16 protein-coding genes and 1 pseudogene are annotated in these 15,449 nt (G+C 71.0%); 6 read left to right on the forward strand and 11 right to left on the reverse strand.

Features of this window, described 5'->3' with window-relative positions:
• Position 1 precedes the first annotated feature (1 nt).
• From AB0Q90_RS40380 to AB0Q90_RS40415, 8 genes and pseudogenes are all read right to left on the reverse strand, one after another.
• Positions 2-394, reverse strand: a pseudogene (locus tag AB0Q90_RS40380) (rhodanese-like domain-containing protein); the annotation flags it as partial.
• Positions 385-939: a cysteine dioxygenase gene (locus AB0Q90_RS40385; RefSeq protein WP_363165371.1), complete on the reverse strand. Its 555-nt coding sequence runs from the start codon at positions 937-939 to the stop codon at positions 385-387. The gene AB0Q90_RS40385 and the pseudogene AB0Q90_RS40380, both read right to left, overlap by 10 nt.
• Before the next feature lie 78 nt (positions 940-1,017).
• Complete coding sequence (locus AB0Q90_RS40390; RefSeq protein ID WP_349239932.1) at positions 1,018-1,104, reverse strand: putative leader peptide; 87 nt, start codon at positions 1,102-1,104, stop codon at positions 1,018-1,020.
• Positions 1,105-1,136: 32 nt separating this feature from the next.
• The gene (locus AB0Q90_RS40395; protein ID WP_363165372.1) at positions 1,137-2,720 is read right to left on the reverse strand and encodes an FAD-dependent monooxygenase; all 1,584 of its coding nucleotides are present in this window, start codon (positions 2,718-2,720) and stop codon (positions 1,137-1,139) included.
• A gap of 198 nt (positions 2,721-2,918) precedes the next feature.
• Complete coding sequence (locus tag AB0Q90_RS40400) at positions 2,919-3,824, reverse strand: amino acid ABC transporter permease (RefSeq protein WP_363165374.1); 906 nt, start codon at positions 3,822-3,824, stop codon at positions 2,919-2,921.
• Entirely contained in the window at positions 3,821-4,498 is a 678-nt protein-coding gene (locus AB0Q90_RS40405; RefSeq protein ID WP_363165403.1) for an amino acid ABC transporter permease, read from the reverse strand. The genes AB0Q90_RS40400 and AB0Q90_RS40405 overlap by 4 nt, the downstream gene beginning before the upstream one ends.
• A 135-nt stretch (positions 4,499-4,633) precedes the next feature.
• Complete coding sequence (locus tag AB0Q90_RS40410; RefSeq protein WP_363165375.1) at positions 4,634-5,479, reverse strand: glutamate ABC transporter substrate-binding protein; 846 nt, start codon at positions 5,477-5,479, stop codon at positions 4,634-4,636.
• A 72-nt stretch (positions 5,480-5,551) separates the two neighbouring features.
• The gene (locus tag AB0Q90_RS40415) at positions 5,552-6,328 is read right to left on the reverse strand and encodes an amino acid ABC transporter ATP-binding protein (protein ID WP_363165376.1); all 777 of its coding nucleotides are present in this window, start codon (positions 6,326-6,328) and stop codon (positions 5,552-5,554) included.
• 290 nt (positions 6,329-6,618) lie between these two features.
• Between AB0Q90_RS40415 and AB0Q90_RS40420 the strand changes: the two genes are divergently transcribed.
• Both AB0Q90_RS40420 and AB0Q90_RS40425 read left to right on the forward strand, forming a co-directional pair.
• Complete coding sequence (locus AB0Q90_RS40420) at positions 6,619-7,305, forward strand: response regulator transcription factor (protein WP_363165377.1); 687 nt, start codon at positions 6,619-6,621, stop codon at positions 7,303-7,305.
• Positions 7,306-7,314: 9 nt separating this feature from the next.
• Positions 7,315-8,724, forward strand: coding sequence for a HAMP domain-containing sensor histidine kinase (locus AB0Q90_RS40425; RefSeq protein ID WP_363165378.1), 1,410 nt, complete (start codon positions 7,315-7,317; stop codon positions 8,722-8,724).
• Here the strand turns inward: AB0Q90_RS40425 and AB0Q90_RS40430 are convergent.
• Complete coding sequence (locus tag AB0Q90_RS40430) at positions 8,714-9,709, reverse strand: TAXI family TRAP transporter solute-binding subunit (RefSeq protein ID WP_363165379.1); 996 nt, start codon at positions 9,707-9,709, stop codon at positions 8,714-8,716. The genes AB0Q90_RS40425 and AB0Q90_RS40430 overlap by 11 nt on opposite strands.
• 75 nt (positions 9,710-9,784) lie before the next feature.
• Here AB0Q90_RS40430 and AB0Q90_RS40435 point away from each other — a divergent pair, with 75 nt between their 5' ends.
• Positions 9,785-10,201 (forward strand): MazG nucleotide pyrophosphohydrolase domain-containing protein, encoded by a 417-nt coding sequence (locus tag AB0Q90_RS40435; RefSeq protein WP_363165381.1) that lies wholly within the window; start codon positions 9,785-9,787, stop codon positions 10,199-10,201.
• 199 nt (positions 10,202-10,400) lie between these two features.
• On the opposite strand, the gene AB0Q90_RS40440 is transcribed toward AB0Q90_RS40435, so the two are convergent.
• Together AB0Q90_RS40440 and AB0Q90_RS40445 are read right to left on the reverse strand one after the other, a co-directional pair.
• Entirely contained in the window at positions 10,401-11,600 is a 1,200-nt protein-coding gene (locus AB0Q90_RS40440; protein ID WP_363165382.1) for a cation:proton antiporter, read from the reverse strand.
• A 4-nt stretch (positions 11,601-11,604) separates the two neighbouring features.
• The gene (locus AB0Q90_RS40445; RefSeq protein ID WP_363165383.1) at positions 11,605-12,090 is read right to left on the reverse strand and encodes a TrkA C-terminal domain-containing protein; all 486 of its coding nucleotides are present in this window, start codon (positions 12,088-12,090) and stop codon (positions 11,605-11,607) included.
• 68 nt (positions 12,091-12,158) lie between these two features.
• Here AB0Q90_RS40445 and AB0Q90_RS40450 point away from each other — a divergent pair, with 68 nt between their 5' ends.
• From AB0Q90_RS40450 to miaB, 3 genes are all read left to right on the forward strand, one after another.
• On the forward strand, positions 12,159-13,184 hold the full coding sequence (locus AB0Q90_RS40450; protein WP_363165384.1) for a HAMP domain-containing sensor histidine kinase: 1,026 nt from the start codon (positions 12,159-12,161) through the stop codon (positions 13,182-13,184).
• Entirely contained in the window at positions 13,181-13,825 is a 645-nt protein-coding gene (locus AB0Q90_RS40455; RefSeq protein ID WP_363165385.1) for a response regulator transcription factor, read from the forward strand. The genes AB0Q90_RS40450 and AB0Q90_RS40455 overlap by 4 nt, the downstream gene beginning before the upstream one ends.
• 80 nt (positions 13,826-13,905) lie before the next feature.
• Positions 13,906-15,432 (forward strand): tRNA (N6-isopentenyl adenosine(37)-C2)-methylthiotransferase MiaB, encoded by a 1,527-nt coding sequence (gene miaB / locus AB0Q90_RS40460; RefSeq protein WP_363165386.1) that lies wholly within the window; start codon positions 13,906-13,908, stop codon positions 15,430-15,432.
• Positions 15,433-15,449 lie beyond the last annotated feature (17 nt).

The raw sequence follows: 15,449 nt of genomic DNA on the forward strand, positions 1-15,449 counted from the left end.
CCGTCACCGGCAACCCCGCCGCCCGCCAGGCCTGGAACCCCCCGACCAGATCGGTCGCCCGGCGAAGTCCCAGTCGGTGCAGGGACTCGGCCGCCAGGCTGGAGGCGTACCCCTCGTTGCAGAACACCACCACGCGCAGATCGTGCCCTGTGGCCTCGGGGGCTCGATGGTTGCCGCGGGGGTCGAGCCGCCACTCCAGTTCGTTGCGCTCGACGACCAGGGCGCCGGGGATCAGGCCGTCCCGCTCGCGCAGGGCGGCGTAACGGATGTCCACCAGCAGCGCCTCGCCGGCCCCGGCGGCGTCGTAGGCCTCCCGCGGCCCGACGCGGGCGTACCCCGCGCGGACCCGCTCAAGCAACTCGTCGATCCCCACCTGATGCTCGCTCAACTCCAGTCCTCCGGTCGCTCGACCTGCTCCAGGCGCAGAACGGGGCCGCTGCGGCTGTAGCGGCGGATCCGCGGCAGGGGCGGGTAGTAGGCGTGGACGGAGACAGCGTGCCGGTCCTGGGACTCGTTGAGTACCTCGTGGACGTGATGGCGGCCGAAGGAGCGGCCCTTGCCCGCCGGCAGCCGGCGCTCCCGGTCGACGTCCTCGCTGAGCTCCAGGGTCTTCCAGCCGTCGGTGGGCAGCCGGGCGGCGAGCGAGTTCTCCTTCAGCTCGCCTGCCGCGGTCAGGAACGCGCCGACCGAGTCGGCGTGGTCGTGCCAGCCGGTGCCCGAGCCGGGCGGCCAGCCGATCAGCCAGGCCTCGCTGCCGCCGGGGCCCTCCAGACGGACCCAGGTGCGGCCCTCGGGGTCGAGCGGGAGCGAGGCGATCAACTCGGCGTCGGCGGCCGTACGCCGTACGAAGTCGAGCAGGTCGGACTGCGTGGGGGCGGCTGAGACAGCGTCGGACTGCGGGGAGGCGGCCGCAGCGGAAGAAGAGACAGAGACAGACACGAGTACCGTCCTGATGAGGGTTCGCGGGAAGCGCGCGGCGGCACGTCGTGGCGCCGCGCGGGGAAGAGAGATGCGAATTCAGCAGGAACGACGACACATGCAGCCCGCATAGCGGACCAGGTCCACATGGACCTTCCGCCACAGGTGCACACAGGTGTCGGTCACGTTGCGGAGTACACCACGCCCGTCGGGGCCGGTCAACTCACGGTCGTAGCAGCCTCCACCGGCCCGCCCAGCGTCGCCTCCGCCGCCGCGTACAGGTCGGCCGGACGCACTCCGCCGAGCGCGGTGACCAGATGGCCGTCGGGCCGGACGAGCAGCACCGTATGGGCGGCCGCGCCCGGATAGCTCTCGGCGACCAGCAGTTCCGCCGGGTGCGGCAGCGCCGTCACGGCCGCCGCCAGCCGGGGCATGATCCCCGCCGTCACCCAGTGCTTGCGGTCCCACACCCCCGTGCCCGGCGCGATCAGCACCACCAGCAGCGCACCCCGGCCCAGCCGGTCCCGCAGCCGGACGAAGGTGCCGTCCTCCGCGGTCACCCGGACGTCGGAGACCGGCGCGCCCACCGGCGTGTCGACGACAACCTCGCCCTCCAGGTGCTTCGGCGCGAGCGGCGAGTCGGCGTACGCCCCCGGCGCACCCAGCGCTCCGTGCCCCAGATGGCCCTCGGCGAGCAGCGCGTCGTGGTTCCGGGCGGAGCCGGGGACGTAACTGCGCAGCCCTCCGCCGCCGCGCACCAGCGGCAGCGCCTGGTCGGCGGCGCGCAGCCGGGCCGCGACGACCGCGCGCCGTTCCGTCTGGTAGCTGTCGAGCAGCGCCTCGTGCGGCCCGTGGTGCCAGGCGAGCGCCAGCTTCCAGGCGAGGTTGTCGGCGTCCCGGAAGCCCTCGTCGAGCCCCTGCGTACCGAGCGCCCCGAGCAGGTGCGCCGCGTCCCCGGCGAGAAACACCCGCCCGGCCCGCCAGCGCCGGGCCAGCCGGTGGTGCACGGTGTGGACGCCGGTGTCGAGGAGTTCGTACGGCGGGGTCGAGCCGCCGGTCCAGCCCGCGAGTGTCTCCCGGACGCGGGCCACCAGCAGCTCGGGCGTGACCAGGTCCTTGCCCGGCGGGAGCAGCCAGTCCAGCCGCCAGGCCCCGTCCGGCAGGGGACGGGCGGTGACCTCGCCGGCCGAGGGGCCGGAGGTCCGCCACGGCGGCATCCGGTGCAGCAACGCCTCGTCGGGCCAGGGGAGTTCCGTGCGCAGCGCGGCGACGGCGTGCCGTTCGACGGCCGTACGGCCGGGGAAGCGGATGTCCTGGAGCTTGCGCACGGTCGAGCGGGGGCCGTCGCAGCCGACCAGGTAACTGCCGCGCCACCAGGTGCCCTTGGGGCCGCGGGTGTGCGCGGTGACGCCGGAGGTCTCCTGCTCGATGCCGTCGAGGCGGCTGTCGTTGACGATTCTGACGAGCCGTTCGCCGGCGAGCGCCTCGCGCAGGGCGGCGGTCACCAGGTGCTGGGCGATGTGCACGGGAGCGAAGTCGTCGAAAGCGACCTCGCGCATCACCTGCTTGCGCCGCAGTGACCGCCATCCGGCCCAGCGGCAGCCCGCCTCGGTGAGGGCCGCTCCGGTGAGGCGCTCCAGCAGGGCGGCGGTGTCCTCGCGCAGTACGACGGTGCGCGCCAGGCGCGGTTCGTCCTTGCCCGGCCCCTCGTCGAGGACGACGGACGGCACCTCCTGACGCGCCAGGGCCAGGGCGAGCGTGAGCCCGACGGGCCCCGCTCCGACGATGATCACCGGGTCCACGGCGTGGCTCCCCCTGCTCGCAGCGGTGCCCCGAGGGACGTATGTGAACAGGAGGTTGGAGCAGGGTGCACGATCACAGAACGTATGCAACCCATTGCCGGTGCTTGCGTCAAGTGACGGAGGCAGTGGCGATCATGCCACTGCCTCCGTGTCGTTCACGCCATGGTTCGCGTGTCGCTCAAGTCACTTGACTGCGCGTCAGACGATACCTTCCTTGCCGGTCCCGGGGGCGCCGATCTCCGCGGCGTTGAGCTCGTCCACGTCCTCCGCGCCGAGCACCACGCCCGTGCTCCGCTTGCTGCGCCGCAGCCTGCCCTCCAGCCAGCTCGCGAAGCTGGTCAGGATGAAGTTCAGGATGATGTAGATGACGGCCACCACGATGAAGCTCGGGATGACGTTGGCGTAGTTGGCCGCGAGCGTGCCGCGCGAGTTCAGCAGCTCGGTGAAGCCGATCATGACGCCGCCGAGCGCGGTGTCCTTCACGATGACGACCAGCTGGCTGACGATCGCCGGGAGCATCGCCGTGACGGCCTGCGGGAGCAGGATGGTGGTCATCGTCTGGCCCTTGCGCAGTCCGATCGCCTGCGCGGCCTCCGTCTGCCCCCTGGGCAGGGCGAGGATGCCCGCGCGGACGATCTCGGCGAGGACCGAGGCGTTGTAGAGCACCAGACCGGTGACGACCGCGTACAGGGGCCGGTCCGCGCTGCTGACGTCCGTGGAGCGGGCGTAGAACTCGTTCGCGAACAGCATCAGCAGCAGCACCGGGATCGCCCGGAAGAACTCGACCACGGCGCCGGCCGGGATCCGCACCCAGCGGTGGTCGGACATCCGGGAGATACCGAAGACGGCGCCCAGCGGCAGCGCGATGATCATCGAGAGCGCGGCGGCCTTCAGGGTGTCGCCGAGACCGGGCAGCAGATACGTCGTCCACGCCTCGGACTGGGTGAAGGGCTCCCACAGGGACCACTTCAGCTGGCCCTTCTCGTCCATCACGGCCCAGACCCACCACGCCAGCAGGGCGAGCAGGACGAAGAAGACGACCGAGAAGATCAGATTGCGCCGCTTGGCCTTGGGGCCGGGGGCGTCGTACAGAACGGAGGTCACCGCTTCACCGCCAGTCGCTTGCTCAGCCAGCCCAGGAACAGACCGGTGGGCAGGGTCAGTACCACGAAACCGAAGGCGAAGACCGCGCCGATGAGCAGCGTCTGAGCCTCGTTCTCGATCATTTCCTTCATCAGCAGGGCCGCTTCCGCCACACCGATGGTCGCCGCCACCGTCGTGTTCTTGGTCAGCGCGATCAGCACGTTGGCGAGCGGACCGATGACCGAGCGGAACGCCTGCGGCAGGACGATGAGCCGCAGCACCTGGCTGAAGCTCAGTCCGATGGCACGGGCCGCCTCGGCCTGCCCGACCGGCACGGTGTTGATGCCGGAGCGCAGCGCCTCGCACACGAAGGCGGCGGTGTAGGCGACGAGGCCGAGGATGGCCAGGCGGAAGCCCTGGGCATCGAAGTCGTCGGGCGCGCCCATCGTCATCCCGAAGATGTCGGCGAGGCCGAGCGAGGTGAAGACGATGATCACCGTCAGCGGGATGTTCCGGACGATGTTCACATAGGCGGTGCCGAATCCGCGCATCAGCGGAACCGGGCTGACCCGCATGGCCGCCAGCAGGGTGCCCCAGATCAGGGAACCGATGCCGGAGAAGACGGTGAGCTGCACCGTCACCCAGAAGGCGCCCAGCAGGCTCGGGTCGTCATAGTCAGAAAGAAAGTCGAACACGATCTCCCGCGCTTCCGGGTGTGTGGCGTACGTGGTGTACGGGGGCGGTCGTGTCACGCCGCCGTCGTACTGACGTGCCGCGCCGCCGCCGTGTGCATCAGGCCGACGGCGGCGGCGCGTTCGCGGAGTTCCGCGTTACGAAACGACGTTCCCGATCGTCGGGGCGGGCTCGTTCTTGTAGTCGGCCGGGCCGAAGTTGTCCGTGACGGCCTTGTCCCAGGCCTTGTCGCTGACCATCTTCTCCAGCGCGTCGTTGATCTTGTTCACCATCTCGGTGTCGCCCTTCTTGACACCGATGCCGTAGTTCTCGTTGCTCAGCTTCAGGCCGGCGAGCTTGAACTGGCCCTTGTACTGGTCCTGCGCGGCGAAGCCCGCGAGGATCGAGTCGTCGGTGGTCACGGCGTCGACGGCGCCGCTCTGCAGACCGGCGATGCACTCGGAGTACGTGCCGTACTCCTTCAGCTGGGCGTCGGGGGCGATCTCGTCCTTGACGTTCTGCGCCGAGGTCGAGCCGGTGACCGAGCAGAGCTTCTTGCCGTTGAGGTCGGTGCCCTCGGCGATGTCCGAGTCGGCCTTGACCAGCAGGTCCTGGTGGGCCAGCAGGTACGGGCCGGCGAAGTCGACCTTCTCCTTGCGCTCGTCGGTGATCGAGTACGTGGCGGCGATGAAGTCCACGTCGCCACGGGCGAGGGCGTTCTCGCGGTCGGCGCTCTTGGTCTCGATGAAGTCGATCTGGTCGGCCTCGTAGCCGAGCTCCTTGGCCACGTAGGTGGCCACGTCGACGTCGAAGCCGGAGAAGGACCCGTCGGGCTCCTTCAGACCCAGACCCGGCTGGTCGTACTTGATGCCGACCTTGATCTTGTCGCCACCGCCGGAGCCGGTGTCGGCGCTGTCGCTGTCGTCGTCGCCGCCACAGGCGGTCGCGGTCAGGGAGAGGACGAGCGCAGCGGCCGCCGCGGCGGTGACCTTGCGGAGCTTCATGGTGAACTTCCTTTGTCTGGTGAAGAGATGCGAGCCGTCTGTGCGGGTGACGCAGGTTACGCCGGTGCGCCCTCAGTGGTGCAGGATCTTGGACAGAAAGTCCTTGGCGCGGTCGCTGCGCGGGTTGCTGAAGAACTGGTCCGGCACAGCCTCTTCGACGATTCGTCCGTCGGCCATGAACACCACTCGGTTCGCGGCCGAACGGGCGAAGCCCATCTCATGGGTGACAACGATCATGGTCATGCCGTCGTGGGCGAGCTGCTGCATGACCTCCAGGACCTCGTTGATCATCTCCGGGTCGAGAGCCGACGTCGGCTCGTCGAAGAGCATGACCTTGGGGTCCATTGCCAGGGCGCGCGCGATGGCGACACGCTGCTGCTGGCCGCCGGAGAGCTGGGCGGGGTACTTGTCCGCCTGGCTGCCCACGCCGACCCTGTCGAGCAGGGCGCGGGCCTTCTCCTCGGCCTTCTTCTTGTCGGTCCTGCGGACCTTGATCTGGCCCAGCATCACGTTTTCGAGCACGGTCTTGTGCGCGAAAAGGTTGAACGACTGGAAGACCATCCCGACGTCGGCGCGCAGTCGGGCCAGCTCCTTGCCCTCTGCGGGCAGCGGCTTGCCGTCGATGACGATCGTCCCCGAGTCGATCGTCTCCAGGCGGTTGATGGTGCGGCACAGGGTGGACTTTCCGGACCCGGAGGGCCCGATGACCACGACGACCTCACCGCGGGCGATCGTCAGATCGATGTCCTGGAGCACGTGCAACGCGCCGAAATGCTTGTTGACACTCTTCAGGACGACCAGGTCGCCGGTCGCGGCCACATCTTCCTTGGCCACCGATACTTCGGTCATCGCTCTCAGGCTCCGTCCTCCTCGGTTTCGGAGGACAGTAATAACCGTATCCGACCTGCGTCATTAGTCCTGAGGGGAATTTGAGCATCACGATCCGATAGCAATCGGACACGTGTCGTAGCACTTGTGAGCTGGGCGCGTACCGGCTGGATAACGACAAGCCCCGCGCAACCGGAACCCACTTGACGGCATCGTCGTCCATCAGCGTGACTGCCATGATGCACGCGCGCGTGTGCATCACTGTGTTTACAAGACCCACCCGTACGGCCGATGAACAGGAGGGGGCCCGGATGAGACTGCTCCTCGTCGAGGACGACAACCATGTCGCCGCCGCCCTTTCCGCGGTTCTGGCGCGACACGGGTTCGAGGTCACGCACGCCCGTAACGGCGAGGAGGCCCTCCAGGCGCTCGTTCCGGAGGGGGCCGGCTTCGGTGTCGTCCTGCTCGACCTGGGGCTGCCCGACCAGGACGGCTACGAGGTGTGCGGCAAGATCCGCAAGCGCACCAGCACCCCCGTGATCATGGTGACCGCCCGCTCCGACGTACGCTCCCGCATCCACGGCCTCAACCTGGGCGCCGACGACTACGTGGTCAAGCCGTACGACACCGGCGAGCTGCTCGCCCGGATCCACGCCGTCAGCCGGCGCACCGCCCACGAGGACCCGGGCGCGGGCGGCGACACCGTGCTGCGGCTGGGCCCGGTGCACATCGAGCTGCCCACCCGCCAGGTCAGCGTCGACGGCACGGTCGTCCAGCTGACCCGCAAGGAGTTCGACCTCCTCGCGCTGCTCGCGCAGCGGCCCGGCGTGGTCTTCCGCCGGGAGCAGATCATCAGCGAGGTCTGGCGGACCAGCTGGGAGGGGACCGGGCGCACTCTTGAGGTGCATGTGGCGTCCCTGCGCGCCAAGCTGCGCATGCCCGCGCTGATCGAGACCGTGCGCGGCGTCGGGTACCGGCTCGTCGCCCCGGCCGCCTAGCGGGTACGGGTGCGCACGCGACTCCTCCCGCTGCTCATCGTCCTGATGGCGGCCGTGCTGCTGGCCCTCGGCATTCCGCTCGCCGTCAGCCTGGCGGCCGCCCAGCAGCAGAAGGTGGTCGTCGACCGGATCGACGACACGGCGTACTTCGCGGCCATCACCCGGTCCGTCATGGACACCTCCCAGGGCCCGCGCGACGAGGGCCGCACCCTGAACCGGGCCCTGGAGAGCTACTACGGCATCTACGGCATCCGGGTCGGCGTCTTCCTGCCGGGCGACGCGCCCCTGGCCAACGCGCCGGAGACGTGGTTACTGCCGGACACGGGCGAGGTCCGCGACGCCTTCGACGAGGCGCTGCTCAGCCGCCGCAGCCACGACCCGAAGCAGGTGTGGCCCTGGCAGCGGGGCCGTCTCGTCGTCGCCTCACCGGTCGTCCGGGACGGTGACGTCGTCGCGGTCGTCGTCACCGACTCGCCCACCGGGCAGATGCGCTCGGGGATACTGCGCGGCTGGCTGCTCATCGGCGCCGGCGAGATCGCCGCGATGCTGTTGGCCGTCGGCGCCGCGCTACGGCTGACCGGCTGGGTCCTCAGACCCGTACGGGTCCTGGACGCCACCACGCACGCGATCGCGAGCGGCCGGCTGAAGTCCAGGGTCGCGGCGGCCGGCGGACCGCCGGAACTCAGGCGGCTGGCCCGGGCGTTCAACGAGATGGCGGACAACGTCGAGGACGTGCTGGAGCAGCAGCGTGCCTTCGTCGCCGACGCCTCGCACCAGCTGCGCAACCCGCTCTCGGCGCTGCTGCTGCGCATCGAGCTGCTCGCCCTGGAGCTGCCCGAGGGCAACGAGGAGATCGCCTCCGTGCAGGCCGAGGGCAAACGCCTGGCCCAGGTCCTGGACGACCTGCTCGACCTGGCGCTGGCCGAGCACACCGCGGCCGACCTGAGGATCACGGACGTCGGCGCGCTGGCCGCGGAGCGGGTCGCGGCCTGGTCGCCGACCGCCGAGGCCAAGGGCGTGACGCTGGTCGGGGAGTGCCCGGCCACCACCGCCTGGGTGGACCCGGTGGCGCTGTCGTCCGCGCTGGACGCGGTGATCGACAACGCGGTGAAGTTCACGCCCGAGGATGAGCGCGTGGAGGTGACCGTCGCCGCCGACGGCGACACCGTGACCGTCGTGGTCACCGACCTCGGCCCCGGGCTCACCGACGAGGAGCTCGCCCGCGTCGGCGACCGCTTCTGGCGCAGCGGCCGCCACCAGAACATCAAGGGCTCCGGTCTCGGCCTGTCCATCTCCCGGGCGCTGCTCGCGGCGGGCGGCGGGTCGATCGCGTACGAGCACCACGAGCCGCACGGCCTGAAGGTGACGGTGACGGTGCCGAGGAGCGGGTCGGCGGCCGCGCGGCTGCCTAGGGCTTGACGGACTTGTAGTAGCGCCGGGCGCCCGTGTGGAGCGGGAGGGGATCGGTGTAGATCGCCGTGCGGACGTCGACCAGCTGCGCGGAGTGGACGTGCGCGCCGATGCCGTCACGGCTGTCGAGCACGGTGCGGGTCAGCCACTCGGTGAGCCGGGGATCGAGGTCCTTGCGGGTCACCAGCAGGTTGGACACCGCCATCGTCGCCACCGTGGACCCGTTCGGAATGGTCTTGTAGGCCGACGCCGGCATGTTGGTGGCCCGGTAGTAGCGGGTGGCGCCGCCCTGGGCGTGCACCTTGGCGACCAGCTCGGCGTCGATCGGCACGAAGCGGAAGTCCGAGGTCTCGGCGATCTCCCTGAGCCCGCGCGTGGGCAGCCCGCCCGACCAGAAGAACGCGTCGAGCCCGTGCCCCAGCTCCTTGGGCCCGGTGTCGATGCCGTCCGACCGGGCCGTGATGTCCTTCTCCGGGTCGATACCGGCCGCCTCCAGCACCTGGTTGGCGATCAGCCGCACTCCCGAGTGGGGCAGCCCTATGGCCACCCGCTTGCCCCGCAGGTCCGCGACCGACTCGATGTCCGAGTCCGGCGGGACGACGAGCTGCACATAGTCGTCGTACAGACGCGCGACACCGCGCAGCCGGTCGGCGCCGGGCCCGTCCTCGATCTGGTACGTCTCCACCGCGTCGGCGGCGGCGATGGTGAGGTCGGCCTCGCCGGTCGCCACCCGCCTGACGTTCTCCTGCGATCCGGCGCTGGTCCTGAGCTCCACCTTCAGGTCCGGCATGTCCTTGGCGAGCTCGGCGCGCAGCCGGTCGCCGTACTCGTGGTAGACGCCGGCGCGGGTTCCCGTGCTGAAGATGATCGTCCCGCTCGGGGGCTCCTCGCCCAGGGGCAGCAGCCACCACAGCAGCAGCCCGAAGGCGACGAAGCCGGCGGCCGCGCCCTGGAGGGCCCGGCGCCTGCTGATACGGGGGAGCACCTTGGACATGCGGGCGATCCTGCCAGGCGGTGCTCCCCGCTGACCAGGGGAGGTGGGGTCGGGCGGGGTCGATAGGGTTGGGGGATGAGTTCCTCGCCCGCCGAACTGGTCCGTGTCTTCCACCACGCCTTCGGGCTCGACGTCCGCAGCACCCCCACCGAGGTCTCACCGGAACTGGCGGCCCACCGGGGCGAGTTGCTCGCGGAGGAGGCCTCGGAGGTGGCCGAGGTCTCGGTCACCGGCTTGCTCGACAAGCTCGCGCACGAACTGGCGGACGTGGTGTACGTCGCCTACGGCACGGCCCTCGTCCACGGGATCGACCTCGACGCGGTGATCGCCGAGATCCACCGGTCCAACATGACGAAGCTGGGACCCGACGGTCATGTGGCCCGCCGGGCCGACGGGAAGGTCCTCAAGGGGGAGCACTACCGGGCACCGGACGTGGCGGAGGTGCTGCGGCGGCAGGGGTGGAGCGGGGGGTCGGGGGCTACGGCGTCGTAGGCCCCGGAGGCGTCAAGTGGCGGGGTCTACGGCGGCGTAGGCCCCTGAATGCGCCGAGCGGCGGGTTCCAAGGCGGCGTAGCCCCCCGGATGCGCCCAGCGGCAGGTTCTACGGCGGCGTAGGCCCCCGAACGCGCCAAGCGGCGGGCCCTACGGCGTCGTAGCGTTCCCGTGCGCTCAGTCGTAGAGCTCCCGTGCGCTCAAAGGGGCGCTGCCTCCTCCGCCGTCTCGCGTGGTTCCGTCCTGCGTCGGCCCGTCCACCACATTGCCACCGGCTCCGTGAAGCGTGCGGTGAGGGGGCCGAGGACGACCAGGATGAGGACGTAGGCCGTGGCGAGGGGGCCGAGGGACGGTTCGATGCCCGCGCTCACGGCCAGGCCCGCGATGACGATCGAGAACTCGCCGCGTGCCACCAGCGCCCCGCCCGCGCGCCAGCGGCCCTTGACGGAGATGCCGGCCCGCCGTGCCGCCCAGTAGCCGGTGGCGATCTTCGTTGCCGCGGTGACGACCGCCAGGGCGAGCGCGGGCAGCAGGACCGGCGGGATGCTCGCCGGGTCGGTGTGCAGCCCGAAGAAGACGAAGAAGACCGCGGCGAACAGGTCGCGCAAAGGGCTGAGCAGGGTGTGCGCGCCCTCCGCGACCTCCCCGGACAGCGCGATGCCGACCAGGAAGGCGCCGACCGCGGCCGAGACCTGGAGCTGCTGGGCGACGCCCGCGACCAGGATGGTCAGCCCGAGCACCACGAGCAGCAGCTTCTCCGGGTCGTCGCTGGAGACGAACCGCGAGATGACCCGGCCGTAGCGGACGGCGACGAACAGCACGAGCCCCGCCGCGCCCAGGGCGATCGCCAGGGTCACGCTGCCCGCCGCCAGCCCGGCCCCGGCCACCAGGGCGGTGACGATGGGCAGGTACACCGCCATCGCCAGGTCCTCCAGGACCAGCACGCTCAGGATCACCGGGGTCTCCCGGTTGCCCACCCGGCCCAGGTCGCCGAGCACCTTCGCGATGACACCCGAGGACGAGATCCAGGTGACGCCCGCCAGGACCACGGCGGCCACCGGCCCCCAGCCGAGCAGCAGCGCCGCCGCCGCACCCGGGACGGCGTTGAGCGCGCCGTCGACCAGGCCCGCGGAGTAGTGGGCCTTGAGGTTGGTCACCAGGTCCCCGGCCGTGTACTCCAGGCCGAGCATCAACAGCAGCAGGATGACGCCGATCTCCGCCCCGGCGGCGACGAACTCCTCGCTCGCGCCCAGCGGCAGCAGCCCGCCCGTGCCGAAGGCCAGACCGGCGAGCAGGTAGAGCGGGATCGGCGACAGCCGGAAACGGGCGGCGGCCCGGCCCAGCAGGCCCAGGGCGAGGATGATGGAACCGAACTCGATCAGCAGGACGCCGGAGTGCACCGGTTCACTCCCGACCGAGTATCGTCGCGGCGCCGTCCACGCCCTCCCGGGTGCCGATGACGATGAGGGTGTCCCCGCCCGCCAGCCGGAAGTCCGGCGCGGGGGAGGGGATCGCCTCGGCGCGGCGCAGCACCGCCACGATCGACGCGCCCGTCTCGGTGCGCATCCGGGTGTCGCCCAGCAGCCGTCCGTTCCAGCGCGAGGTCGCCGCCACCTCGATCCGCTCGGCGACCAGACCCAGGTCCGTGGTGTAGAGCAGGCTCGCGCTGTGGTGGGACGGCTTCAGCGCGTCGATCAGCGAGTCCGCCTCGGACTCCGTCAGCCGCAGGGACTGGGCGCAGGAGTCGGGGTCGTCCGTCCGGTACACGTTCACCGTGCGGCCGCCGTCGCGGTGCGCCACCACGGACAGATGGCGGTGGTCCCGCGTCACGAGGTCGTACTGGACCCCGATACCCGGCAGCGGCGTCGCCCTCAGGCGTGCAGCAGACACGTTTCTTCCCCTCTCCCGCTGGATGCTTGATCGTTCGGCATGCTGCCAGGCCCCCGTACGGTGGCGACATGGGTGACGTCACGGATATACGCGGCCGGAGCGCGACGGAGAGGGTGGTGGTGACGGGGTCGTGGAGTGCGGGAAGGAGCGGGTACGCCAACGTGTCGCTGTTCTGGCGCATCTTCTCGCTCAACGCCGCCGGCCTGGTCGTGGCCGCCGCCCTGCTCCTCGGCCCGGTCACCGTGTCGACCCCGATCCTGCCCGCCGAGGCGCTGGTCGTCGTCGGCGGACTGGCGGTCCTGCTCGCCGCCAACGCCGTCGTCCTGCGCCTCGGACTCGCCCCGCTGCAGCGGCTCGGCCGGGCCATGGCCGCCGCCGACCTGCTGCGCCCGGGAGCCCGCGCGGCGGTCGCCGGTCCGGCCGAGACGGCGGAGCTGATCACGACGTACAACACGATGCTCGACCGGCTGGAGAGCGAGCGGGCCGCCGGGGCCGCGCGTGCCCTGTCCGCGCAGGAGCGCGAGCGCCGCCGGATCGCGCAGGAGCTGCACGACGAGGTGGGCCAGACCCTCACCGCCGTGCTGCTCCAGCTCAAGCGGGTCGCCGACCGGGCGCCCGAGGGGCTGCGCGAGGAGGTGAGCCAGGCGCAGGAGGCCACCCGGACCGGCCTCGACGAGATCCGTCGGATCGCCCGCCGGCTGCGCCCCGGTGTGCTGGAGGAGCTCGGTCTGGCCAGCGCCCTGCGCTCGCTCGCCGGCGAGTTCACCACGCACGGCCTGTCGGTGCGCCACCACGTTCCCGGCGAACTGCCCCCGCTCACCGAGGAGTCGGAACTCGTGCTCTACCGGGTGGCCCAGGAGGGCCTGACCAACACCGCCCGCCACTCGGGCGCCGACCGCGCGGAAATCCGTCTCCGTCCCTACCCGGACGCCGTCGAACTCGTCGTGCGCGACAACGGCAAGGGCCTCGGCGAGGCGCAGGACGGCGCCGGGATCCGGGGGATGCGTGAGCGGGCCCTGCTGGTGGGGGCGCGGCTCTCGGTCGGGCCGGGACAGGAGATACGGCTGCGGGTTCCGGCGGGGGGCGGCCGTTGATCCGCGTCCTGCTCGCCGACGACCACACCCTCGTACGCCGTGGAGTGCGCCTGATCCTCGACGGCGAGCCGGATCTCCAGGTCGTCGCCGAGGCCGCCGACGGCGCCGAGGCGGTCGCGCTCGCCCGTGCCACCGAGGTCGACCTGGCCGTCCTGGACATCGCCATGCCCCGCATGACCGGCCTCCAGGCGGCCCGGGAGCTCTCCCGGCGGCTGCCCGCCCTGCGCATCCTCGTCCTGACCATGTACGACAACGAGCAGTACTTCTTCGAGGCCCTCAAGGCGGGCGCCGTCGGCTACGTCCTCAAGTCCGTCGCCGACCGCGACCTGGTCGAGGCGTGCCGCGCGGCCGTACGCGACGAACCGTTCATCTACCCGGGTGCCGAACGGGCCCTCGTCCGCTCCTACCTGGACCGTCTGCACCGCGGCCAGGGCCTGCCCGAGCGGCCGGTGACCGAGCGCGAGGAGGAGATCCTCAAGCTGGTCGCCGAGGGCCACACCTCCAAGGAGATCGGCGAGCTCCTCTTCATCAGCGCGAAGACGGTCGAACGGCACCGCGCCAACCTGCTCCAGAAGCTGGGCATGCGCGACCGGCTGGAGCTGACCCGGTACGCGATCAGGGCGGGGCTGATCGAGCCCTGACGGGCCGGGGTGCCGGCCCGCCGGCGACGGCCGGGAACGCACTGGGGAAGCGATCTCCGCGCACCGCCTACCCTTGACCCATGACCAGCAGCAGCGACCGGAGCCCGGCAGTGGACGTTCAAGGACTCAAGACCTACGAAGTGCGCACCTACGGGTGCCAGATGAACGTCCACGATTCCGAGCGATTGTCCGGGCTGCTGGAGGACGCCGGGTACGTCCGCGCCCCCGAGGGCTCCGACGGTGACGCCGATGTCGTCGTCTTCAACACCTGCGCGGTGCGGGAGAACGCCGACAACCGGCTGTACGGCAACCTCGGCCGCCTCGCCCCCATGAAGACGAAGCGCCCCGGCATGCAGATCGCGGTCGGCGGCTGCCTCGCGCAGAAGGACCGCGACACCATCGTGCAGAAGGCGCCGTGGGTCGACGTCGTCTTCGGCACGCACAACATCGGCAAGCTGCCGGTCCTGCTGGAACGCGCGCGCGTGCAGGAGGAGGCGCAGGTCGAGATCGCCGAGTCCCTGGAGGCGTTCCCCTCCACGCTGCCGACCCGCCGCGAGAGCGCGTACGCGGCCTGGGTCTCGATCTCCGTCGGCTGCAACAACACCTGCACCTTCTGCATCGTCCCGGCGCTGCGCGGCAAGGAGAAGGACCGCCGCACCGGCGACATCCTCGCCGAGATCGAGGCCCTGGTCGGCGAGGGCGTCTCCGAGATCACGCTGCTCGGCCAGAACGTGAACGCCTACGGCTCCGACATCGGCGACCGTGAGGCGTTCAGCAAGCTGCTGCGGGCCTGCGGCACCATCGACGGCCTGGAGCGGGTGCGCTTCACGTCCCCGCACCCGCGCGACTTCACCGACGACGTGATCGCGGCGATGGCGGAGACCCCGAACGTGATGCCGCAACTGCACATGCCCCTGCAGTCCGGCTCGGACACGGTCCTGAAGGCGATGCGGCGCTCGTACCGGCAGGAACGGTACCTCGGCATCATCGAGAAGGTCCGCGCCGCGATCCCGCACGCGGCGATCACCACCGACATCATCGTGGGCTTCCCCGGCGAGACCGAGGAGGACTTCGAGCAGACCATGCACGTGGTCCGCGAGGCCCGCTTCACGCAGGCGTTCACCTTCCAGTACTCCAAGCGCCCCGGCACCCCGGCCGCCACCATGGAGAACCAGATCCCCAAGGAGGTCGTCCAGGCGCGCTACGAGCGTCTCGTCGCCCTCCAGGAGGAGATCTCCTGGGAGGAGAACAAGAAGCAGGTCGGCCGCACACTGGAGCTGATGGTCGCCGAGGGCGAGGGCCGCAAGGACGGCGCCACCCACCGCCTCTCCGGCCGCGCCCCCGACAACCGCCTGGTCCACTTCACCAAGCCGGACCAGGAGGTGCGCCCCGGCGACGTCGTGACCGTCGAGATCACCTACGCCGCCCCGCACCACCTCCTCGCCGAGGGCGCCGTCCTGGACGTGCGCCGCACGCGCGCGGGTGACGCGTGGGAGAAGCGCAACGCCGCGGAGCAGGCGAAGCCGGCCGGTGTGCTGCTGGGCCTGCCCAAGGTGGGTGTGCCGGCGCCGCTGCCGGTCGTCACCGGGGGCTGCGCCGTCGACTGACGCCGCGGGCAGGCGAG

It is taken from the genome of Streptomyces sp. NPDC079141 (assembly GCF_040686775.1).
Taxonomy (GTDB): domain Bacteria; phylum Actinomycetota; class Actinomycetes; order Streptomycetales; family Streptomycetaceae; genus Streptomyces.